Origin of the sequence: Lysinibacillus sp. NPDC094177, assembly GCF_050279145.1 — a bacterium.
Classification (GTDB): domain Bacteria; phylum Bacillota; class Bacilli; order Bacillales_A; family Planococcaceae; genus Lysinibacillus.
This window is the reverse complement of the sequence record NZ_JBNNTW010000004.1, coordinates 202,798-225,019: the sequence shown is the minus strand read 5'-3', so window position 1 is coordinate 225,019 and position 22,222 is coordinate 202,798. Positions and strand designations below refer to the sequence as shown.

Genomic DNA, 22,222 nt, shown 5'->3' with positions numbered 1-22,222 from the left:
TAATACTTGACCTTCAAGTTAGTTGAAGGTTTACATTGGAATTAAGAGAGGTGTGATGATTTGAAAAAATATATGACAATTCAAGAATTCTCTGAAAGAACAGGTATATCCAAAAGTACATTACGCTTTTATGAAACCAAAAAATTACTGTTACCGGAGGAAAGAAGTTCAAATGGCTATCGAGTGTATGCAGATAGTCAAATTGCAACAGTAAAGCTAATATCCACTTTGCGATTAGCAGATGTATCTATTCATGAAATTCAAAATTATTTACATGAACAGGATGAAACAACTCGCCAAAAAATGAAGAAAACGTGGATTCAAAATATGAAACAAAAACGTGATTTGTTGGATATCAGCTTACGCTATTTAGAAAGTGACTCCATTCGTGATGATATCTATTTGATTGATAAAAGTAATGAAAAAATTATTTGGTATACAGCTCAATCCACAACGGGTAAATTTGGAGCACACTTTGAAAAAAGAGCAAACGAATTAAAACAATTGAATATTAGTATTAAAAGTTATTATTTAAATTATTTATCAGGCCAAGATGTAATCAAAGCTCAAATCGGCTTTGGTATTCCAGAAAATACAAAAATAAATGATATAGCTGAAAGTGATTTTATTGAACATATGCCTTCTTGTATATGTCTGGCATTACCATTTAAAGAACAAATGTCAACGATCAAGGACGGATATATAAAATTACTTCAATATGCGCTTCAACATAAATGGGTGCCGACACGCTCTATTCTTGAATGGTATCGAGGTAATGACTTTACTCAATTAGATTTATTGTTACCTGTTATACAAATTGAGTAGGGATAGAAAGAATTTACTAGGAATAGTTTGAGGAAGGTGTAATATGAAACGGTTCATCCGCTTTAGTATGAAAAATGCTTTAACAATGATATTAGTAATTCCTCTTATTATTGTGGGAGGAATTTATTCATTACAAACATTACATATTGAGAAATATCCGAATATTGATATTCCATATTTAACAGTAGTTATTCCTTATCAAGGAGCTTCACCTGAACAAGCGATGAATGATATAGGGGAGCAAATGGAGAGGGAATTTATGAAACTAGAAGGTAGAAAGAATGTTTATACGAACGGTATTGCCAATGCCGTATATTCAACTATTGAATTTGAAATGGCAATGGATATGAAGGAAGCAGAGCAGCTAGTAAGGAGAAGTGTAGATAAATTACAATTGCCTAAATTTGCAGGGGAACCGAGGTATGAATTAACTAAACCTGGTGGAAATCCAATAATTTTCTCAATGGGTATATATGCTTCAGAAAAAAATGACGAAGTTGAAACCTTTGTAAAGAATACTATAATTCCACAACTTTCTGTAATAGAAGGTATAACTGATATAGAAATTAGTGGAACAACGGAAAAGTTTGTTACTATTCGACTCCTGCCACATCAATTGATGACAAGGGGAATTACTTTAAATGATGTTAGAGAAGCCATTTTGGCCAATAATCCTTCAATGCCGACTGGAGACATCTCCATTTCAAATGAAGTATTGCCAGTGCGAATAAATAGCAAGCTAAAATCTATTGAGGACATTAAAGACATAAAGCTTTTTACTAAAGAAGTAAATTCGCAAAATATTACAACCACGAATTTAGGCGAAATAGCTGAAATTTCATATGAAAGTGATTACACAAACAATATGACACGCATTAACGGAAAAGAGGGCGTAAGTTTCAGCATTATTCCTGAAGGTGGTGCAAATGTAGTAACAATTGTTGATCAAGTAAAAAAAGAAATAAATAATTTAGCTATTCCGGAAGATTATAAAGTCGAAATCTTACGTGATCAATCCATCGAAATTAATCAATCGGTCCATTCTATGCTACGTGAAGTATTTCTAGGTGCATTAATGACAATCATCATCACCTTATTATTTTTAAAAAATATTCGTTCGACTATTATTGCCGTTATCTCTATCCCAGTCTCAATTTTTGCATCTTTTCTATTGTTGAAAGCAATGGGATATACATTAAATATTATGACACTTGCTGGTATTGCTGTAGCAGTTGGACGAGTTGTAGATGATTCAATTGTCGTTATTGAAAATATATTTAGAAGAGTAAGAGCTTCAAAAGAAAGAAATGAAGAATTAATAGAGCAGGCTACAGGTGAAGTAGCATCTGCGATTACTTCCTCAACGATAACAACTGTTGCTGTTTTTTTACCACTAGCCTTTGTGCCAGGAATTGTAGGTGGTTTTTTTAAGCCACTTGCATGGACTATTGTTATTTCATTGTTGATTTCATTAATTGTTGCTGTAACCGTTGTTCCAATATTGTCCAAGATCTTTTTATTAAAAATTGCTTCTAAAGAATCACATGAAAATAGACTTCAATCTTGGTATCGAAACAGTTTGACTTGGGTTTTACATCATCGTTTAGTTACTTTAACCGTGGCATTATTAATTTTGATAGGTTCTATTTTCAGTATTGCACCGAGGCTAGGGACAACCTTCTTGCCACAAGAGAAAGTGAATGATTTCAAGATCGACATCACAATGGCAAAAGGAACTGCTCCAATGAAAACAGCTGATGTGGTAAATAGAGTAGAAAATATATTATTAGATCGAAAGGACATCGACCTTATTAATACTAATATTGACGGACAATCTGAAAGTGCGACGATTGCATTCGTTGTCAATGATTCTGTTGGAAATTTGACCGATTATGTAAATGACGTTCGACTACAATTAACAACGATAACTGAACCAGAGGAAATGACAGTCTCAGGTATTGGTGGAATTATAGGAGGGGCAGAAAGCAGATACACACTAGTTATAAATGGAGCGGATTTTGAGGATATTAAAAAAGCAAGTGAGCAGATTACAACTGCTTTAAAAGAAGTACAAGGAATGGAGGATGTGACAACATCTTTAAAGGGAGATGTACCTGAAATCGTTTTCGATTTGGATGATAAAAAACTTGCTGAAAAAGGAATAACTCCAGCTATAGTTGCACAAAGCCTTCGAACACTCATTAATGGGGATGTAGTGACGACCATGAGAGTTGAAGAGGAAACGAGAGAAGTGAACCTTGGGTTGAAAATGGATGAAGTTACATCTCTTAAAGATTTAGGACAGCTCCAAATCAGTAATACAATGGGGATGCCTGTCTTTCTTCATGAAATAGGAGAGCTGAAGAGGATTAATAATATAACTTCAATTACTCATCTAAACGGCAATGAATATATCATGGTTTATGGAATTATTACTGATGAAAAAGTAGGAGATGTAACTGCTCAAGCAGATAAGGTAATTAATAACTTACGGCTTCCTGAAAATATTAGCTATTATAAGGAAGGTGTATCTGCATCGATGGATGATGGTTTCAAAGATTTGTCGATTGCCATAGCAATTAGTGTTATCTTAGTTTATTTGGTTATGGTTTTTACCTTCAAAGAAGGAAAAGCACCGTTTGTTATCTTGTTCGCTATTCCATTTTCTATTATTGGTGCATTAATTGGACTTTATATTATGAAGGAACCAATCGGTATGCCAGCAATGATCGGTTTACTCATGCTTAATGGTATTGTCGTGACGAATGCTATCGTTCTAGTTGATAAGGTGAAGCAATTTGAAAGATGTGGAATGACCAAGCAAAAAGCTTTAATTGAAGCAGGGGTCGTACGTATTCGCCCAATTTTGATGACAGCAATTGCAACAATGGGTGCATTAATCCCGATGGCTATTTCGAGTGATACTGGGATGATATCAAAGTCTCTTTCTGTTGTAGTTATAGGCGGGCTATCTACTTCTACTTTTCTAACATTGTTTATCGTACCTATTCTTTATAGTTTATTTAAAAAGAATTAAAAAATCATAGAAATCACCTTTTTTTGAACTTCCCCGTAAAAGTTTGATGTTGTGTCTAACTTTTATGGGGAAGTTCATTTTAAAGGTAGTTTTATCAATGTAACATTAGTACCATCTTCTCCGACGCCTAATAGATCTTCTTTGTTGAGGTTGAAACTCAGTAGACGGGAAGGTTGGTTGAGGAATATTTTCTATATCAGAAACTTTATGAACAATTTGATGTTCTGTGACGTCTTTTAAAGAAGATGTGTTGGGGAGCTCTACTTTTGAAAAAGTGATATTTGGAGTATTGTTCAAGAGTGGTGTAGATACTTGATTATATTCCACATTGTCTTCTAAATAAGCTGTTTCAGTAGAGCGAGTAATGTTTTGAGTACTAGTTAAGAGAGGGATAGTTTGTGGGTTATATTCTATGTCGTCTTCTAAATAAGCTGATTGCAAAGAAGCATGAGAGTATTCTGTTTTCTCTTCAGTTGGAGTGATGTATTGAGTATTATTCAAGAGTGGTGTAGTGTGCTTATTATTGCCCGTAACAATAGTAGAGTCATGGTTTTTCTGTTCTGGCATTTCATGCTGGATTTCAGCATGTTGCTCTTGTACAGGATGAACGTCCTTCATGACAAGTATTGGTCGCATCATATCGTGATCCTCATGTTCAAGGAAATGGCAATGCCACATATAATGACCGGCGTGATCTTTCCAATGCATAATAATTTTCGTAACCTTCCCTGTTTCAGCTTTTACAGTATCCTTCCAACCTTGCTCATAGTCATGCGGTTTTTCAGAGGGACCTGTAAATTCCAGTCTGCCTTCATTTTGATATAGCTCCATATCGAAAGGACGTCGTTCTAGTATTTTAAATTGAATTAAATGTAGATGAATTGGATGATCAAATTGTGTAGCATTAATAAAATTCCATATCTCTATACTATCAAGTGCAGGCTTTTCAGTAGTAGGGTCATGATACATACGATTATTTAATAATAACATTGGTCTACCAAAATCATCTGTTGTAGCAGTTAATGGTAAATGTCTCTCGATATGTGCATCGTGTGGATGTAAATCCAATGATGCTGCGAGTCTTTCTGGTATATCACTAGTATCCTCACATTTTAGAGGAAGACATACTTTAAACTGCATGATTACTCTTGTATGTTCATCAATGAAAATTTCATCAGAATTGACTAACGTTATTTCTTGACCTTCACATTTTGAAAAATCGACAATGACATCTGTTCGTTCTGCCGGCAATAACTCAACTGATTGAATTTCTTGAGGGGCTGATAAAAAGCCTCCATCTGTTCCGATTTGTATCATAGGCTCACCATTTGAAAGGCTAATGACATAGCCTCTTCTATTGGAGCCATTAAGAAAACGAAATCTATATTTACGAGGCTCGACATTTAAATATGGCCAGACCTTCCCGTTTACGACAATAGTATTACCTTCAAAGCCAGGCGTAATAGATGGATGTACCGGAACAGGGAATGGTGGTTCATCAGGATAGAAAAGGGAGCCATCTTCATTAAACGATTTATCTTGAATTAATATGGGGTACTCATAATCACCACGAGGTAGGTTAGAGCGCTCCTCAACTGTATCCCGAAGTAAATAAAAACCGGCTAATCCCGCATACACATTTAAACGAGTTAGCGCCATTGCATGATCATGATACCAAAGCGTTGTGCCGGGTTGATGATTGGTATATTCATGTATTTCTTTATTAAATTTTGGACCTATTTGTGCATAATCTCTCGTATACCATGCCTCGGGATGGCCGTCACTCTCCCAATCTACATTTGCGCCATGCAAATGTGTAACAGTTCTTACTTCTTGTGAATCGTTTGCCGCATGAAGTGTAAAATCGACTGGTAAAAAGTGCTTTGAGGGTAATAGGTTTGTATATCTAACATAAATGCTTTTGTCTTTTGTTGCTTCGATAGTTGGTCCGGGATAAAGCCCGTTATAGCCCCAAATAATTGATTTTGGGAAATCTTTATGGAAACAATGTTCTGCTTGAATCATTTTAAGTTCATAATAATCTTTTCTCTGTTGGCCCTTAAAGTATTTTGGTTTAGCGGTAACCGGTTTTGGCAGCTCATCCACAAATTTTGGTATTGTTGCTGGATCTGTAGGATTAACTTCTATACTCAAAACATCACGTCCCTTTTCCATTCTTAAAATTGCTAATCACCTTATCATATGGGTAAAAATAATAGGCAACAAGGACAATAATGGAGATTATTATGATAATAAAAATTCGACAATTAAAATCTGCAGGAGTTCGATATTCAAAGCAAATCACAGGTGCATGTGTCAATACAAAAAAATTAATATAAAAAATCTGTTTGAGCAAGAAGATTGGTGCTTGTACCGTGCTAAAAACGACGGTCATGCGAACTGTTTTATATGTGAATTATCGTTGTTTTTAGCGAGAATTTTACCTCCAATTTGCAATTGTGAATAGGTAATTCTCCATTGAAAGGGTTATCATTTTTTAGGGCTGAACGAAAAAGAGAAAAAATACTACCCGAATCATTTGAAAACGTTATTTTAACAACGTACAATATATGAAATTAAGAAACACGACAGTATAAAATTGTTGTATAATGTTGTGGTATGAGGAAAGAAAGCAGGTTGACAAAAATGGAAAGCAATATGAATGTATACGCAGTTATAAACTTGCAAAAGCATCAGGCATTCGTGTTAAAGAATAAGCTAGATGTGAAACATAAGGTGAATATATGAAAAACTGGTTGATTTTCATTTCTGTCTTTATGGTTTCATTGTCACTTGTCATCAGTATTTTAGTACTCTGGAAAGCCGAGGCTCCATTCGGTTCAATTGAAGAGAAGGCTGAACAGTTGGCACTCGATGCCAAAGCCCTCGCAATTGTCTCGGAGTCCTACACATATAATGGTAAACATCCGTATGTCACTGTGTTCGGGGTAGATGAATATGGTGATAAAAAGGCTGTCTTTGTTCCGACGAATCTAGAAGCTGATTCAATTAAGGACGTATTGTTAAAAGATGGTATTACGGAAAAGGAAGCATTATCGGTTTTAAAAAAGGAAGGCAATGTACAAAAAGTCCTCAATGTGAAATTAGGCTATGAGGAGCCAGGTGCTGTTTGGGAAATTACATACCTAAACGATCACGATAAGCTCAACTATGTCTATATTATGTTTAAGGACGGCGACTGGTGGAAGCGCATTACGAATTTATAAGAGGAGTAGATCCCGTATGAAAAATTTATTAGCAAACCGTGTAAAAACTTTAACACCTTCTTCAACTTTAGCAATTACTGCGAAAGCAAAGGAATTAAAAGAGCAAGGTATTGATGTTATTGGTCTAGGTGCTGGTGAGCCAGACTTCAACACTCCACAAAATATTTTAAACGCTGCCATTGACTCGATGGAAAAAGGTTTAACAAAATATACACCTGCTGGTGGTCTTCCAGTGCTTAAGAAAGCTATTATCGATAAACTACAACGCGACAACAATCTTACATACAAGCCGAATGAGGTAATTGTAGGTGTTGGGGCAAAACATATTCTTTACACTTTATTCCAAGTTATTTTAAACGAGGGCGATGAAGTTATTATTCCAATCCCTTATTGGGTATCTTATCCAGAACAAGTAAAATTAGCGGGCGGTGTACCTGTTTATGTGGAAGGCACACGTGAGCAAGGCTATAAAATTACTGCGGATCAATTAAGAGCTGCTGTGACAGATAAAACAAAAGCAGTTATTATTAACTCTCCTAGCAACCCATCAGGTATGATTTATTCTCGTGATGAGATTGCTGAAATTGCTGCTGTTGCGGAAGAAAAAGATATTTTAATCGTGTCAGATGAAATTTATGAGAAGCTTGTATACAATGGTATTGAGCATTTTTCAATTGCACAGTTATCTGATGCAGTGAAAGCACGTACAATCGTTGTAAATGGTGTTGCAAAATCTCACTCTATGACAGGCTGGCGTATCGGGTATGCTGCAGGGGATGCGGACATTGTTAAATCAATGACTGATCTTGCGTCACACTCTACATCAAACGCAACAACAACTGCACAATATGCAACAGTGGAAGCGTATAATGGACCACAAGACGCTGTAGAAGAAATGCGTCAAGCATTCGAAGCTCGTCTTGAAAAAATTTATCCACAGTTAAGTGCAATTCCTGGCTTCAACGTATTAAAACCACAGGGAGCATTCTACTTATTACCAGATGTAGCAGAAGCTATGGCTCATACTGGTTATGATTCAGTAGATGCATTCGCTGCGGATATTTTAACAGAAGCAAACGTAGCAGTGATTCCGGGCTCTGGCTTTGGTGCACCAACTACAATGCGATTATCTTATGCTACATCTTTAGACTTATTAGAAGAAGCAGTCCGTCGAATTGATACATTTGTAAAATCAAAATGGCAAGACTAATCCTTCTAACCAATTTTGGAGGATCTCTATGAAAAAAATTATGATTCAGGATATGCCAAAGCATATCGGTGAAACCGTCAAGCTAGGTGCTTGGTTAGCAAACAAACGATCAAGTGGGAAAATTGCCTTCTTACAATTACGTGATGGTTCTGGCTTTGTTCAGGGCGTTGTTGTGAAAGAAGAAGTAGGCGAAGAAATTTTTGCTATTGCAAAAGGTATGACTCAAGAAACTTCAATGTACATTACGGGAGAGGTTAAAGCAGATGAGCGTTCAAGCTTTGGCTGTGAAATTGCTGTAACTGGTATTGAAGTCCTACATGCTGCAACTGATTTCCCTATTACACCAAAAGAACATGGTCCAGAGTTTTTAATGGATAACCGTCACTTATGGCTACGTTCTCGTAAGCAACATGCGATCATGAAAATTCGTAACGAAATTATTCGTGCAACTTACGAGTTTTTCAACGACAATGGCTTTACAAAAATGGACCCTCCGATTTTAACTGGGTCAGCTCCAGAAGGTACTTCTGAGCTATTCCACACAAAATATTTTGATGAGGATGCATATCTTTCTCAATCTGGTCAACTTTATATGGAAGCGGCTGCAATGGCATTAGGTAAAGTATTCTCATTCGGCCCTACATTCCGTGCAGAAAAATCTAAAACACGCCGTCACTTAATCGAGTTTTGGATGATTGAACCGGAAATGGCATTTGTGGAATTTGAAGAAAACCTAGAAGTACAAGAACAGTATGTATCGCATATTGTGCAATCAGTTCTGGCAAACTGCAAATTAGAATTAGAGCGACTTGGTCGTGATACATCAAAACTTGAAAATATCAAAGCGCCATTCCCTCGTATTTCTTACGACGATGCTATTAAATTATTACATGAACAAGGATTTGACGATATTGAATGGGGCGATGATTTCGGTGCACCACATGAAACAGCAATTGCTAATTCATTTGACAAACCTGTATTCATCACTTGCTACCCAGTAGGCATTAAACCATTCTATATGCAACCACATCCTGACCGCGATGATGTAGTATTATGTGCAGATTTAATTGCACCAGAAGGTTATGGTGAAATAATTGGTGGTTCTGAGCGTATCCATGATTATGATTTATTAAAATCACGTCTTGAAGAACATCAATTATCTTTAGATGCTTATGCATGGTATTTAGAGCTACGTAAACAAGGTTCTGTGCCACATTCAGGCTTCGGTCTTGGATTAGAACGTACAGTGGCATGGATTTCTGGCACGGAGCACATTCGTGAAACGATCCCATTCCCACGTTTACTAAACCGTTTATATCCATAAGCAACAACTCTCGCCGAAAATTGAGGTGGGAGACTTGTACCGGACGCTTCACTTTCGGTACTGATAAAATACTGCCTTTTAAAGCAGTTAAAATTAAAAGTCGCGTAGTATGTCTACGCGGCTTTTCTACTTACGATGGAAAAAGGAGTCAAGTATAATATGAGCACAAATAACAATCGACTCCGTACATGGACTGAGCAGAAAATGATTCAAATTCCTCAGCTTTTTTTTCAGTTTTATAAGGAGTTAAATATTGAGGATGATGAGGCACTTATTGTTATGCATTTACTTGCGTTCCATATGGAGGGAAATGATTTTCCAACGCCTAATGATCTGATGAATCGTTTGACAATGCCTAGCAATGACATTACTTCACGTCTACAGCGATTAATGCAAAAAGGCTTCCTGGAAATAACAAGCGACGTCGATGCAAATGGCAAACTATATGAAAAATATTCGGTATACCCACTTTGGGAGCGTATTATGCAGATGATTGAAATGAAGGAACATCAAAAATCAGCAGCATCACTTCGACAAGAAGAGGGTGAAATATTCCGCTTATTTGAAGAGGAAATGGGGCGTCTTTTATCTCCTTTAGAGCTAGAAAAAATCGGATCTTGGTTAGATGAGGATAAGCACAGTCCGGCACTTATTAAGGAGGCGCTTAAGGAGGCTGTGTTTGCTGGTAAGCTAAGTATTCGTTATATCGATCGTATATTATTAGAGTGGAAAAAGAAAAATATTACGACACCACAGGCTGCACAGAAGCAAAGCGAGCAGTTCCGTGAAAAACAAACATTTAACAGACCACCAGCTCGTTCAATGCAGCAAGAAACGCAATCGACAAATAAAGTACCATTTTATAATTGGTTAGAAGAAAGAGAATAGGGGGCTTCCGATATGTTAACTAAAAAACAATGGGAGCATTGTCTAGCGGAAATGGATCGTATGTTTCCTGATGCACATTGTGAGCTAGTGCATGACAACCCGTTTGAGCTGACTATTGCTACGTTATTATCGGCACAGTGTACGGATGTACTTGTAAACAAAGTAACGAAAACGTTGTTTCAAAAATATAAAAAGCCAGAAGATTATTTAGCTGTACCCTTAGAGGAGTTGCAACAGGATATTCGCTCCATTGGCTTGTATAGAAATAAAGCGAAGAACATTCAAGCATTATGTCAGCGACTGCTGGAGGAATATGACGGCGAAATTCCCGCAAATCGAGAAGCGCTAGTTACGCTGCCTGGGGTTGGTCGTAAAACGGCTAATGTGGTGTTGTCTGTAGCTTTTGATATTCCTGCACTTGCAGTGGATACACACGTAGAGCGCGTGTCTAAACGATTAGGGCTTTGTCGATGGAAGGATTCAGTGCTTGGAGTCGAAGAAACCATTATGAAAAAAACACCGATGGACAAGTGGTCGAAAACACATCATCAGTTAATTTTCTTCGGTAGATATCATTGTAAGGCTCAAAATCCTGGCTGTGATACATGTCCTTTACTTGATGATTGTAGAGAAGGACAAAAGCGTTTGAAAAAAGGGCTGGTGAAGGAAACGTGAATGTAGAGGCAATTGAAAAGGAAAAAATAGATGCTTGGTTTGCAGAGTGGACAGAACTAGAAGCTAAAATTCATGCAGCTCATGATGCAAGGAATGGCGAAGCAAAAGGATTGATGGAAAAGGCCGTTTTATTGTTTGATTACTTAGTGCAAGAAGCAGGCGATGAAGTGTTGCCCATTAACGGTATCGAACGATTAACATTTATAAAAGCAAAGCCTGGCCAATATGCTTGTTATCGTCAGCTCGATGAATTATTTAAGGAAACAAAAAAACGAGCAGCACGGTTACGCTTGCAGGCTACAAAAAAGTAATATAGACGGATAGATTAAGCAAACTGCAAGATATAAAAAGAGGCTGGTACATAACTGGTCAAAACCTTAAAAGCGCGAGAAATCAATTTTAGAAATGTTGATTTCTCGCGCTTTTCAGTGATCAAAGTGTTGAGCCATTTCCACAGTCTGTCGCTACGTTTTCGCGCAAAAAAAAGTAACTTTTGAAGTTTCAAATTATCACTATAAATTAGATTGCCATGCCTAAGAAACATTCTATGTGATGTGGTTGATTGGAGTGGAGGCTGGGCGACTCCTTGGGGATTAGCGATAGAAGCGCCCAGCCGGAACGGAAATCAACCTTTTTTGCCGAAGAGACATACTTTATTGTGACACTTTGACTTATAGACATATAGTTTTCCAACAACAAAAAAGCAGAGTAGCATTAAGCTACTCTGCTTTATTTTATTCAGTTTTACCGGAACCGTCATCCGGTACGGTTGGTTCAGTTGGCGTTGTTGGCGGTTTGCTACCATTATTGTTGCCATTGTTTCCTGGTGGGGTACCGTTATTTCCTGTATTGCCATTGTTACCATTCCCACTAGTGTTACCATTGCCATTAGCGTTGCCATTGTTATTGCCATTGTTACTGTTATTGCCATTGTTACCATTTCCGTTACCATTGTGATTACCGTTGTCTCCGTTATTGCCATTTTGATCAGGCGCTGTTGGATCTACGACATCAGGTTTATCCGGAGTATCTGGCTCTTTATTTTCATCAGTAATACCTGTTATTTGGAAAGAGGTTGTACCTGGTTTACTGCGAGTACCATCTACAACTGCCACGACAGAAATCGTGTAATTGCCATCTTTTAGTGTGTTGCTAACTGTTAAGTCTTTGCTTTCCGTTGTACCAAGAGAAATAGTCTCTCCACCTTCTTTTGTAGCGGATACTTCGAAGGTTGTTGGTAACGGTTCATTTGTTTCCGGATTAAGCATTGCATCATGCTCCCAAGAAATATTGATAGATTGACCTTCTGTATCAAGGCTTGCACTTACATTGTAAGGTGTTGAAAGTTCTGGCATAGCGTATTCATTTGAAACTTCCTTAGGCTCTGTACCACGTACAAATAGCTCTGTACGACGTTTCTCACTTGGAGTAAAATCACTTGCTAATTTAAGTGGTTTTGTGCCTACTTCAATTGTAGCTTCCACAACTGAGTTTGGTTTTTTGAAACGTGATGTTTCAACGTTCGCCGAAATATCTTTCATTATTTGTTTAAATAAATGTTGTGGTAAACGACGTTCATCCCAAGTAGTAATTGGATCAAAGTGTTTTTCATAACCACTCCAAATAGCGATTGAATAGTTTGTTGTGTAACCAGCGAACCATGAATCCGGCACACTTGTATCCGGTAAATTATGCTTGTTAAAATCTGCACTTGAATAGTTTGTTGTACCTGTTTTACCTGCGATATCTAATCCAGATACATTGGCAGCAGTACCTGATGCATCAGGCTTACTTCCGACAACGTCACGTAACATATCTGTCACCATATAAGCTGTATAATCACTCATTGCTACATTAGACTCTGGTGTGTAGTCTTTTGTTGTTTTACCATCGCGGTAAACGATTTTTGTAATCGAATAAGGATCAGTATATACACCATTATTCCCGAATGCTGCATAGGAAGCTGCCATTTGCGTAGGAGACATCGTAATATCCCCACCACCGATTGCATCTGATTCCATAACACTTTCAGTATTAATACCCAAACGACTAGCAAAATCTTTAGCTTTATCAGGACCGACTTCTTTAAATGCTTTAACAGCCGGAACGTTGCGTGAAGCATACAAAGCTTTACGTGCTGTTATTGCACCCATATATTTATTATCCCAGTTCCTGATCGTTTGTTTTGATCCAGAGTAGGTCATAGGTTCATCCACAATTGTTTGACCTGTTGACCATTTTAAATTTTCGATAGCTGGTCCATAATCTAGTAATGGCTTCATCGTTGATCCTGGTTGATGTTTTAAGTCATATGCATAGTTGAAACCACGTGCAGCTCCGTAATGGCGTCCGCCACCGATTGCTAGAATTTGACCAGTTTTCGTATCAACGACAGACACACCCGATTGAATTTCTTTTGTTGGGAAGTTACTGTCATCATTCATAATGTTTTCAACAGTTTGTTGTGCTTTCGGATCAAGTGTTGTATAGACTTTAATTCCTTCTGCCATTGCACTACCATCACCGTTTTTCTCTAGTTCATTAATAACGACATCAAGGAAGGCATCGTATTTAGAGCCAGTAAATTTTTGACGTGTCGAATCGTCAGTTAGACCAGCTTGAATGTTTACTTTCTTTGCTTCTTCCATCTGAGCTTTTGTAATTTTACCATGTTGATACATTAATCCTAGAACCGTATTACGGCGTTTTTCTGCAAGTTCAGGATTTTTTAATGGATTGTAAGCATTTGGACGTTGTACTAAACCTGCAAGTAATGCTTCTTCATCTAAAGTTAAATCTTTAAGTTCTTTACCATAGAAATATTGAGCTGCTGTTCCGAAGCCATAAACACGACCTGACATCAACATTTTGTTAAAGTACATTTCAAAAATTTCTTCTTTTGAATATTTACGTTCTAATTGGAAGGAAAGCCAAGCTTCCTGTGCCTTACGTTTTAATTTTTTCTCATTTTGTAAAAATGAGTTTTTAACAACTTGTTGTGTTAATGTCGAGGCCCCTTGTGCCCCGAAGCCATCACGGAAGTTAGCGAGTATTGCACCACCGAGGCGATAAAAATCCATACCACCGTGTTCGAAAAAGCGTACATCTTCCGTTGCAAGGATAGCGTTAATCATATCCTGGGGTATATCTTCATACTTTACATATTTACGGTTTTCTGCACCAATTGTTGCAAACAAATCACCGTTTTTATCATAAAATTCAGAGGAAACGGGGTCCTTCAGTAATTTTTCATCTAGTTCAGGTGCGCTACTAGCATAATAGGCGAATAACCCAGCACCTCCAATAAAACATGCAGCAATAATAGCTACAAGTGTTAATGTAATGCGCTTGAACCATTTTTTCTTCGATGATTTCGGAGCGCTTTTTTTATTTTTTTGAGCGAGAGCCTTTTGATGCTCACCGCGTGTCGCACGACGTTCAGTCATTCTTCTATCTCCTCACTTTCAGACCCATGGCTTTGTGCTTCAATGAGCTGTTGGATAATCGGTAAATAATCGATACGTGGGTAATAGCTTGTAGGAATTTCAAAAGCCACCTTTTCTATAGTTGAAAAGGGTATCGATTTACGTTCACCTTTTTCCATCGCTAGCCAGGCCTTTTGTAAAACATTGTATGGCACTATAAAATATCGTTCAAAAGCTGAGAAACGAACGATAATAAAAGCCACACCATTTTGTTCCGTCACTTGCTGCATATGTGTCATTTGATGTAAGTGAATATTTTTTAGTGGAAAGCTAGTTTTTGAAGCCGTTTCCTTTGCATCAAAATCAATATAATGCCCTTTCCACACACCATTGTAATCTGTTGTTGATGGTGTTCGGAAATAAGCCTCACGAATAACTGCAGCACTTCGTGATGGGTACTCTACTTTGACGATTTGCACGGGAACAGGTTTCTTATGAATGATAGCAAGTTGCCTTTTTACATAATAATCGTTTGCTTCATTAATTTCATCTTCTAGTGTTTTTCCTCGATTACTAAAAGAAAAATCCTTGTCCTGTCCCTTCTTTACTGTTTTTTGAACAGTTGGATTAGGGGAATACAATTTCCCATTCGGATAACGAATTGTCACTTAGATCACCCTCTATAATACTGCTATTATACAATAGTTTACCATGATTAAGTAGCAGTTCTCCACTGCCATCGATAGTATGATTGATGCTAGATTAACAATAGATAAAATTACCAACAAATAATCGACCTTTGAACAATAATCGTTACTTAAAGTCGAAAAATATCATGTAGTATAACTAGTTCTTTCACGAGAATCGTCAAAATAACAGATGAAATTTCCAAGCTAATTTATAGAAAAAACTATGATCCACGTTAGCTTCATTACTTGATAGACGATTTTGAAGACAACTTAATTTAATAGAATAGTTCAGCTAAATTTTATCGAAATTCTTCTTCTTTCAGCTAACTAACGCTTATTTTGTCACGCATGAAGGGAATTTTATACATGCGAGGAATACATAAATTAAAGCAAAGGAGGCGTTATTTTGAACAAGTTAAAACAATTAGTTGCGCAGTTGGATCTGGTCAATCAATTACTGTTAACGAGAGTGTCTTTGGAAAACAATGCACAGAGTTTACATTTTTTTATGCAGCTCAAATCTGTTAGCCAGAAAGTAAGCTTAGCAGAAAAGAACTGGCAAGTAAAGAATGCTTGTTCGCCTATTAGTAGTGAAAAATGATAGACTTTGGTACACTTATCTCATATGCAAATTAAATAACTCAATATGAGCATTTTTCATACATTTTTTACCATAAAAAATGTGGTGCTTTGAGATAAATAAAGGCATTTACACTCAGAGGGAGTAAATTTACTCATATAACGGGAATAATTTAGCAGATGAATTTTAAAATAGCATGTTTGGAAAATTAGCTTAAAGTGATAGTATGCTTTTAGGTTAATGTAGATGAATTTTTGTTTTAAGGATGGAACTAACAGTTGAATTTCGAACTTCTTTTTTAGAGGTCAAAGAAATTGTCAGCTAATAACGAGAATATTTTAAGGTTTATCACTAAAAGTTGGGAATACATTTTGAAACGTATGCCATGTATATAGGCTGATGGGGTGAAGACTTGGTGACTTTTTGGGGATCAGCGTCACAGATGACACATGGAGCGAGCAGGAAGAGGAACGAAGGCAAAAAGCATCACTTCCTGTTGCGCCAAGCAGCTCATCGGACGCCCTCAGGAAAGCCCACAGTCGGTACGGAATCAAATCCCACGTTATGAAGATGAGCCTTAATTGATGAGATGAGGTACGAAATTGGTATTAATACAGCAAACTTCGGAATTAATAGATGAATGTGAAAAATGTGTAGTACGCTTTTGGCAAATGCGTGAAGAAGACCGAACGCCAGATTTTTTTGCGGAGGTTAAGCCACATGCTGACGTCATTCATCAGCTTTTAAAGGAATGGCAGCTAGAGGCAAATATATGGATTCAAAAAAATCGACCAAAATATATGCATACACAACAAATTGCTTCAGCGGTGGAATCGATGGAACAATTTGTTGTGCAATCCTTTTATAAAGAAACGAGTAAAAAGCGTTTTTTAGATGCAATTCATTCAGTCTCTTATACGTTAAAAATTTTTGAACGGCTAGTGAAGGAGATAGAAACAGATGTTATCGAAAAAAAGGACCATTAGTGAACTGTTAAACGAGTGGAGATATGATGAGGAATTGAAGGAACGCATTTTACATTGGCAAACGCTTGAAGGGCGTGAAGCTAAATATGCACCTTTCCCAGGGAATTTACATCCTTCACTTGTAAAGGCTCTCCGAAAAAGAGGGGTAGAACAACTGTATACTCATCAACGTCAGGCATTTGATTACGCTGTGGAGGGTGTTTCCTTTACTGCCGTTACGCCAACAGCGTCTGGAAAATCATATTGCTATCATTTACCTGTACTTCAAAAAATATTAGAAGACAAAAATGCACGAGCAATTTATTTATTTCCAACAAAAGCTCTAGCACAGGATCAGAAAAATGACTTAAATGAATTGATCGAACAAAGTGGTGAAGAAATTTTAAGCTATACGTATGATGGGGACACTGCGCCAGGCATTCGTCAAAAGGTTCGTAAGGCAGGGCATATTGTGATGACTAACCCTGATATGCTACATTCGGGGATATTACCACATCATACGAAATGGGTTTCCTTATTTGAAAATTTACAGTATATCGTCATTGATGAGTTGCATACATATAAGGGTGTATTTGGTTCACATGTTGCCCATGTTATTCGGAGATTAAAGAGGATTTGTGAATTTTATGGCAGTAACCCGGTTTTCATTTGTACGTCAGCAACCATTAAAAACCCGAAAGAGTTAGCTGAAGTTCTAACGAATGAAAGCCATGCCTTAATCAGCGATTCTGGAGCGCCAGTTGGGAAAAAGACATTTCTTTTTTATAACCCGCCTATTGTTCATAAAACATTTGGCGTGCGTCGAAGTGCTGTTTTAGAGGTAAGTGATTTAGCCAAAAGACTTTATACTGCTGGAATTCAATCCATCATTTTTGCCAAAAGTCGTGTACGTGTAGAAATGATTGTGACCTATTTAAAGGAGCTTACCCGCAATAAGCTTCTGGATGAATCGGTGCGTGGTTATCGTGGGGGTTATTTACCATCTGAGCGACGTGTTATTGAAAAAGGTTTGCGTAATGGCACAATTCAAACAGTTGTGAGTACAAATGCGTTAGAATTAGGCGTCGATATAGGCCAATTACAAGCTTGTATCATGACAGGTTACCCGGGAAATATTGCAAGTGCTTGGCAGCAGGCGGGACGTGCGGGAAGACGGCAGGATGAGGCTTTAATTATTTATGTTGCGCAATCGACCGCACTAGATCAATACGTTGTGAATCATCCGCTGTTTCTCCTTGGCAGTAACCCTGAGGAGGCGCGTATTTATCCTGAAAATATGCTGATCTTAATGGATCATTTGAAATGTGCAGCTTTTGAGCTCCCATTTTCAACATTCGATACGTATGGAGAATATGACATTCAGGAATTGTTGGATTATTTAGCAGAAGAAGGGGTGGTCTTTAAGACAAGTGATAAATGGCATTGGATGAATGACCGTTTTCCTGCACATGACATTAGTCTTCGTTCGGCTTCACAAGAAAATGTTGTGATAATTAATATGACTGTCCCTGCACAAACAAAGGTTATTGGTGAAATGGATCGCCATAGTGCTATGACATTGCTACATGAAGAGGCTATTTATTTGCATCAAGGCATTCAATTTCAAGTAGAAAAGCTTGATTGGGAAGAAAAGAAAGCCTTTGTCCGTGAAGTAGATGTTGATTATTATACAGATGCTAATCTAGCAGTTGAGATGAAAGTGTTAGAGGAAGATCGAAGTCGAGATTATAAGAGTGGTATGATTAGTTTCGGTGATGTTGGTTTAGTTGCACAGGCAACGTTATTTAAAAAAATAAAGCTCCATGAAAAACATGACAATATCGGGTCAGGTCCAATTCATTTACCACCTGACGAAATGCATACAAGTGCATCATGGTTATCATTTAAGATGCCTCATGGATGGTCAGAATTAGATTTAGATGCTGCCATGATTGGGGCTGCTTATGCTATGAATGCCTTTATTCCAATCTTTATTCAATGTGATAGTAGTGATATTGCTGTCGTGCCTCAAATTAAGGCCACACATAATGAGCTGCCAACATTTTTTGTTTATGACAAATACCCTGGTGGTATTGGTCTTAGTGAAAAAGTTTATGACTTGTGGGAGGACTTATTAACAAAGACGCAGCAACATGTCGAGAGCTGTCCTTGTGAATCGGGTTGTCCATCTTGCATTGCTCCTCAAGACTCAATATTTAATGTAAAAAGTAAAATCGTCAAACTGCTTCAAATATTAAACTAACATTAGTAAAGAGGGTGAGAGGATATAGACTAAATCTTCAATCCCTTCTTTTTGATTATTTAATAAATCATTTTACGATTAATATGGGTTAATTCCTCTAATCTGCGACCACTAGCATTAGTGGGGATGGACATAAACGGTAAATCGAAGGGGACGAAAGAATGCAAGTGGCCGAAACAAATAGTGAGCTATTTATGAATTTAGGTGATAACACGGGAATACTCGTTCTAATCGATTTATTCGATTAGGTCGTTTTTATTTTAACGGATCAATTAACGGCAAAAGGTGAGTAGCATGAATATTGATTTTTTATCAAACCATACCGATAAAATAAAAGAAGTTTCTGAAATGATTTTTAAGGAATTTGTAGTAAAAAATGAAAGTGATATGCAATTTGAAGATGTTGTTAAACATTTTTCAAATACTAAGGATAATGAATTTCCGATAACACTTGTTGCTTTAGAGAATGGAGAATGTTTAGGAACCGTATCAATCTTTGAAAACGATTTAAAGATAAGAGATATGTATAAACCTTGGCTTGCATCGCTATACACGAATCCTGAGTATCGTGGCAGAGGTGTAGGACAAATGTTGGTTGCCAAAACCATAGATGTAGTCAAAGAACTAGGATTTAATGAACTTTATTTAAGAACAGAAGATGCATCTGACTATTATAGAAATAGAGGATGGACTTATCTTGAAACTGTTTCTGATGATAAATACGAAAAAATTGATGTATTTAAAATAAAGTGCATTTGATTTAATAAACCAACTACTTTGTGAAAAATTGTACTTAAAGTAACAAGGTGCTTTAGTAAATTATCATGGGATTGCCCTAGGTAATTCTAATTTCTTTTTCATACAAGGCAACAGTTTAAGGAGGAAGTGAATGACAATATCTATTCACGATGGTGTGTTAGTTGGGTACTCAGTAAATTTTCTAGAAAATGAATTGCTATTAGATATTGAAACGGCGGCAGATGAAATTGTAACTGTTACATTCGAGAATTATTTAGCACATTATTTCGATCATGTAATGGCAGGAAGTATTTTATTCGATATTGAAGAAATAGATTTGAATACATTTTTCGTAGAGAACAGAGAACAATTTGAATCACATAAATTATATGCTTGGCCGATTTGGTACGATGATACGAATGAACTCGAACAATACTTACAAAAAAATAACTATAAATGCTATGTTATTAGTGCATCACTAGGATTAACAGGTTATGTATTTGCTAAAACGCAGAAAATCAAAAGGAAATGATAAGTTTCTTTAATTAAAGATCATTGAGTTGCATAGGCAGTTCTTTTTTTTACGAAGTATTTAGAAATGAAAAGAATAAAAATTAAAAAAAGCATTCAGGGAACAGTTTACCCTTGAATGCTTTTTCACTTCTTTTATTTAGAGTGGATTTCCTGTATACGTCCAATCTGTCCACTGTTACCTGACTTTAATACAGTAGGAAGGGTGCCTGATTTGGTAAAAATATCTTAAATGATATCTTTGGTAATCTTCCCTTTTTCGATCTTTTTTAACAATATCAACAGCTTTGCCTGTTAATACGTCTTTCCGATATTGTCCGTAAATTAGACACCCATTTTTCTACGGGTATTGCTTGTTTTTTTCGTTTGCTGGCTTTTCATTTTTTTTGTTGAAAGGTCGGCATTCTTTTTTCCTTTATTAGCTGAGGAATGGTTCTTTTTGTTTTCAAGCTGCCGTTTCACTGCCTCTTGCAGGCTGATTTTTTTTGGTACTTCAGATTGAGTATTCTCGGTCATAGGAAATGCTCCTTTTTAAATATGATAGTTAGTCCAGTATAATCTATTTTTTATTATTTGTGAAACTCTCCACTTTAACTTACAACAAGTGAAGAAGCTTTTTAACTAACGGCGCAGTTTAGTTTAAGTAAGACTGCTGGTAAAATAATAGAAAAAATGTAGTTTAGAATATGGCAGAGGGTGAATAAGTTATCTTCTTTCATGTGTGTATAAATCATTTTACGATTACAATGTTCTGTTCTTAATTTTAGCAAAATTTATACGGTTTTAAAGAGGTAACCAAAGTACTCTAACGAAATAAAAATAAGAGCATGATTCTTGAGGGAGAGAAAGATGATATTTGTATACAACTTAGAATTAAAAAACACTGATTTCAGTCATCAGACAAAGCAACTATTGAATTATGTATCAATTGATAGAATAAAAAAGATCCAATCATACAAATTTAGTGTCGACCAACTTCTTTCATTATATGGGGAATTATTAGTTCGTAAAGGAATAATGGATTTAACCGGTATGAAAAATGAGGAAATCGATTTCAATATAGGGCTTTATGGGAAGCCATATGTGATGCGACTAGATGGAATATTTTTTAATATATCCCATACAAGAGATTGCGTGTGTTGCTGTTTATCAACAAAACATCAGATTGGCATTGATGTTGAAAGAATACAAAATCCACCATATGAAATAATGAGGGATTTCTTTCATTCTAACGAAATCAAAATGATTAATTCTCGAAAAAATGATGACAGAGATAATTTATTTTATGAAATGTGGACTAGAAAAGAAGCTTATTTGAAAAGAAAGGGAATTGGAATCAATCAGGAAATCACTAAATGTGACACTTTACAAGTTGAGGATTGTTTCCATACTCTGAGAATTAAGAATTATTTCTGTACTATTTGTAGCGAGGAATCTACGCTCCATTCTTTCACAGAATTATCCGAAAGAGAATTGCACAATTATTTTATAAAAGAATAAACAGTGAAATGTTGTGGAATCCATATATCAACATCGCTACATTTATTTTGTCTTAAAACTGAGCGTCGGTTTAGGAGGCAGAAATTCGGACCTTTTCGGTATACGACATAAGTAACCTTATATCAGATTTTTTAATCGAATATACGGCTTAGTTCGTTTGTTTAATATGGTCAAGGCAGTTTTCGAACTAAAATTTTCAAGCTTTTGATGGATGTCGAATTCGAAGTTTCTTCATATATACATTAAAATCCAAACTGATGCTTTCACCTTACTATTTTGTCTATCTTGTTCTATAGATCGATTATAACCAAAATAGTATATCTTCTTGTGCAAGCTAAAAGATGC

The 22,222-nt window shown here is 36.5% G+C and carries 18 protein-coding genes; 14 read left to right on the top strand and 4 right to left on the bottom strand.

The window, feature by feature from the left end:
• The first annotated feature begins 60 nt into the window (after positions 1-60).
• Entirely contained in the window at positions 61-825 is a 765-nt protein-coding gene (locus tag ACQKNC_RS09155) for a MerR family transcriptional regulator (protein ID WP_427424544.1), read from the top strand.
• A gap of 43 nt (positions 826-868) precedes the next feature.
• Positions 869-3,862: an efflux RND transporter permease subunit gene (locus ACQKNC_RS09150; protein ID WP_427424543.1), complete on the top strand. Its 2,994-nt coding sequence runs from the start codon at positions 869-871 to the stop codon at positions 3,860-3,862.
• Between the two features lie 105 nt (positions 3,863-3,967).
• On the opposite strand, the gene ACQKNC_RS09145 is transcribed toward ACQKNC_RS09150, so the two are convergent.
• Positions 3,968-6,016 (bottom strand): multicopper oxidase family protein, encoded by a 2,049-nt coding sequence (locus ACQKNC_RS09145; protein ID WP_427424542.1) that lies wholly within the window; start codon positions 6,014-6,016, stop codon positions 3,968-3,970.
• Between the two features lie 590 nt (positions 6,017-6,606).
• Here ACQKNC_RS09145 and ACQKNC_RS09140 point away from each other — a divergent pair.
• From ACQKNC_RS09140 to ACQKNC_RS09115, 6 genes are all read left to right on the top strand, one after another.
• The gene (locus tag ACQKNC_RS09140; protein WP_427424541.1) at positions 6,607-7,089 is read left to right on the top strand and encodes a DUF5590 domain-containing protein; all 483 of its coding nucleotides are present in this window, start codon (positions 6,607-6,609) and stop codon (positions 7,087-7,089) included.
• 16 nt (positions 7,090-7,105) lie between these two features.
• Positions 7,106-8,299 carry a pyridoxal phosphate-dependent aminotransferase gene (locus ACQKNC_RS09135; RefSeq protein ID WP_427424540.1) on the top strand — a complete coding sequence of 398 codons (1,194 nt, stop codon included), beginning with the start codon at positions 7,106-7,108 and terminating at the stop codon, positions 8,297-8,299.
• A gap of 28 nt (positions 8,300-8,327) precedes the next feature.
• Positions 8,328-9,623, top strand: a complete 1,296-nt coding sequence (gene asnS, locus ACQKNC_RS09130) for an asparagine--tRNA ligase (RefSeq protein ID WP_403002556.1) — start codon at positions 8,328-8,330, stop codon at positions 9,621-9,623.
• 159 nt (positions 9,624-9,782) lie between these two features.
• The gene (locus tag ACQKNC_RS09125) at positions 9,783-10,511 is read left to right on the top strand and encodes a DnaD domain-containing protein (RefSeq protein WP_427424539.1); all 729 of its coding nucleotides are present in this window, start codon (positions 9,783-9,785) and stop codon (positions 10,509-10,511) included.
• A 12-nt stretch (positions 10,512-10,523) separates the two neighbouring features.
• Positions 10,524-11,186 (top strand): endonuclease III, encoded by a 663-nt coding sequence (nth, locus tag ACQKNC_RS09120; RefSeq protein WP_427424538.1) that lies wholly within the window; start codon positions 10,524-10,526, stop codon positions 11,184-11,186.
• Positions 11,183-11,497 carry a YpoC family protein gene (locus ACQKNC_RS09115; RefSeq protein WP_427424536.1) on the top strand — a complete coding sequence of 105 codons (315 nt, stop codon included), beginning with the start codon at positions 11,183-11,185 and terminating at the stop codon, positions 11,495-11,497. Before nth ends, ACQKNC_RS09115 begins: the two co-directional genes overlap by 4 nt.
• A gap of 423 nt (positions 11,498-11,920) precedes the next feature.
• Here the strand turns inward: ACQKNC_RS09115 and ACQKNC_RS09110 are convergent, their stop codons facing one another.
• Both ACQKNC_RS09110 and recU read right to left on the bottom strand, forming a co-directional pair.
• Positions 11,921-14,632: a PBP1A family penicillin-binding protein gene (locus tag ACQKNC_RS09110; RefSeq protein ID WP_427424535.1), complete on the bottom strand. Its 2,712-nt coding sequence runs from the start codon at positions 14,630-14,632 to the stop codon at positions 11,921-11,923.
• Complete coding sequence (gene recU, locus ACQKNC_RS09105; protein ID WP_427424534.1) at positions 14,629-15,279, bottom strand: Holliday junction resolvase RecU; 651 nt, start codon at positions 15,277-15,279, stop codon at positions 14,629-14,631. The genes ACQKNC_RS09110 and recU overlap by 4 nt, the downstream gene beginning before the upstream one ends.
• 427 nt (positions 15,280-15,706) lie before the next feature.
• Between recU and ACQKNC_RS09100 the strand changes: the two genes are divergently transcribed.
• The 5 genes from ACQKNC_RS09100 (at position 15,707) to ACQKNC_RS09080 (ending at position 20,378) form a co-directional block, all read left to right on the top strand.
• Complete coding sequence (locus ACQKNC_RS09100; RefSeq protein WP_427424533.1) at positions 15,707-15,901, top strand: endonuclease; 195 nt, start codon at positions 15,707-15,709, stop codon at positions 15,899-15,901.
• 581 nt (positions 15,902-16,482) lie between these two features.
• Positions 16,483-16,866 carry a YppE family protein gene (locus tag ACQKNC_RS09095; protein ID WP_427424532.1) on the top strand — a complete coding sequence of 128 codons (384 nt, stop codon included), beginning with the start codon at positions 16,483-16,485 and terminating at the stop codon, positions 16,864-16,866.
• On the top strand, positions 16,841-19,108 hold the full coding sequence (locus tag ACQKNC_RS09090; RefSeq protein ID WP_427424531.1) for a DEAD/DEAH box helicase: 2,268 nt from the start codon (positions 16,841-16,843) through the stop codon (positions 19,106-19,108). Before ACQKNC_RS09095 ends, ACQKNC_RS09090 begins: the two co-directional genes overlap by 26 nt.
• A gap of 294 nt (positions 19,109-19,402) precedes the next feature.
• Positions 19,403-19,867: a GNAT family N-acetyltransferase gene (locus ACQKNC_RS09085; protein WP_427424530.1), complete on the top strand. Its 465-nt coding sequence runs from the start codon at positions 19,403-19,405 to the stop codon at positions 19,865-19,867.
• Positions 19,868-19,997: 130 nt separating this feature from the next.
• Complete coding sequence (locus tag ACQKNC_RS09080; protein ID WP_427424529.1) at positions 19,998-20,378, top strand: hypothetical protein; 381 nt, start codon at positions 19,998-20,000, stop codon at positions 20,376-20,378.
• Positions 20,379-20,701: 323 nt separating this feature from the next.
• Here the strand turns inward: ACQKNC_RS09080 and ACQKNC_RS09075 are convergent, their stop codons facing one another.
• Complete coding sequence (locus ACQKNC_RS09075) at positions 20,702-20,893, bottom strand: hypothetical protein (protein WP_427424528.1); 192 nt, start codon at positions 20,891-20,893, stop codon at positions 20,702-20,704.
• Positions 20,894-21,226: 333 nt separating this feature from the next.
• On the opposite strand from ACQKNC_RS09075, the gene ACQKNC_RS09070 reads away from it, so the two are divergent.
• Positions 21,227-21,877 (top strand): 4'-phosphopantetheinyl transferase family protein, encoded by a 651-nt coding sequence (locus ACQKNC_RS09070; RefSeq protein WP_427424527.1) that lies wholly within the window; start codon positions 21,227-21,229, stop codon positions 21,875-21,877.
• The last annotated feature ends 345 nt before the right edge of the window (positions 21,878-22,222 follow it).

What these genes read in the sequence shown, in the direction of transcription:
- ACQKNC_RS09125 (WP_427424539.1), top strand. Translation starts at nt 9,783, where the DNA reads ATGAGCACAAATAACAATCGACTCCGTACATGGACTGAGCAGAAAATG.
- ACQKNC_RS09140 (WP_427424541.1), top strand. Translation starts at nt 6,607, where the DNA reads ATGAAAAACTGGTTGATTTTCATTTCTGTCTTTATGGTTTCATTGTCA.
- ACQKNC_RS09150 (WP_427424543.1), top strand. Translation starts at nt 869, where the DNA reads ATGAAACGGTTCATCCGCTTTAGTATGAAAAATGCTTTAACAATGATA.
- ACQKNC_RS09090 (WP_427424531.1), top strand. Translation starts at nt 16,841, where the DNA reads ATGTTATCGAAAAAAAGGACCATTAGTGAACTGTTAAACGAGTGGAGA.
- ACQKNC_RS09110 (WP_427424535.1), bottom strand. Translation starts at nt 14,632, where the DNA reads ATGACTGAACGTCGTGCGACACGCGGTGAGCATCAAAAGGCTCTCGCT.
- ACQKNC_RS09070 (WP_427424527.1), top strand. Translation starts at nt 21,227, where the DNA reads ATGATATTTGTATACAACTTAGAATTAAAAAACACTGATTTCAGTCAT.
- asnS (WP_403002556.1), top strand. Translation starts at nt 8,328, where the DNA reads ATGAAAAAAATTATGATTCAGGATATGCCAAAGCATATCGGTGAAACC.
- ACQKNC_RS09080 (WP_427424529.1), top strand. Translation starts at nt 19,998, where the DNA reads ATGACAATATCTATTCACGATGGTGTGTTAGTTGGGTACTCAGTAAAT.
- ACQKNC_RS09135 (WP_427424540.1), top strand. Translation starts at nt 7,106, where the DNA reads ATGAAAAATTTATTAGCAAACCGTGTAAAAACTTTAACACCTTCTTCA.
- ACQKNC_RS09085 (WP_427424530.1), top strand. Translation starts at nt 19,403, where the DNA reads ATGAATATTGATTTTTTATCAAACCATACCGATAAAATAAAAGAAGTT.
- nth (WP_427424538.1), top strand. Translation starts at nt 10,524, where the DNA reads ATGTTAACTAAAAAACAATGGGAGCATTGTCTAGCGGAAATGGATCGT.
- ACQKNC_RS09075 (WP_427424528.1), bottom strand. Translation starts at nt 20,893, where the DNA reads ATGACCGAGAATACTCAATCTGAAGTACCAAAAAAAATCAGCCTGCAA.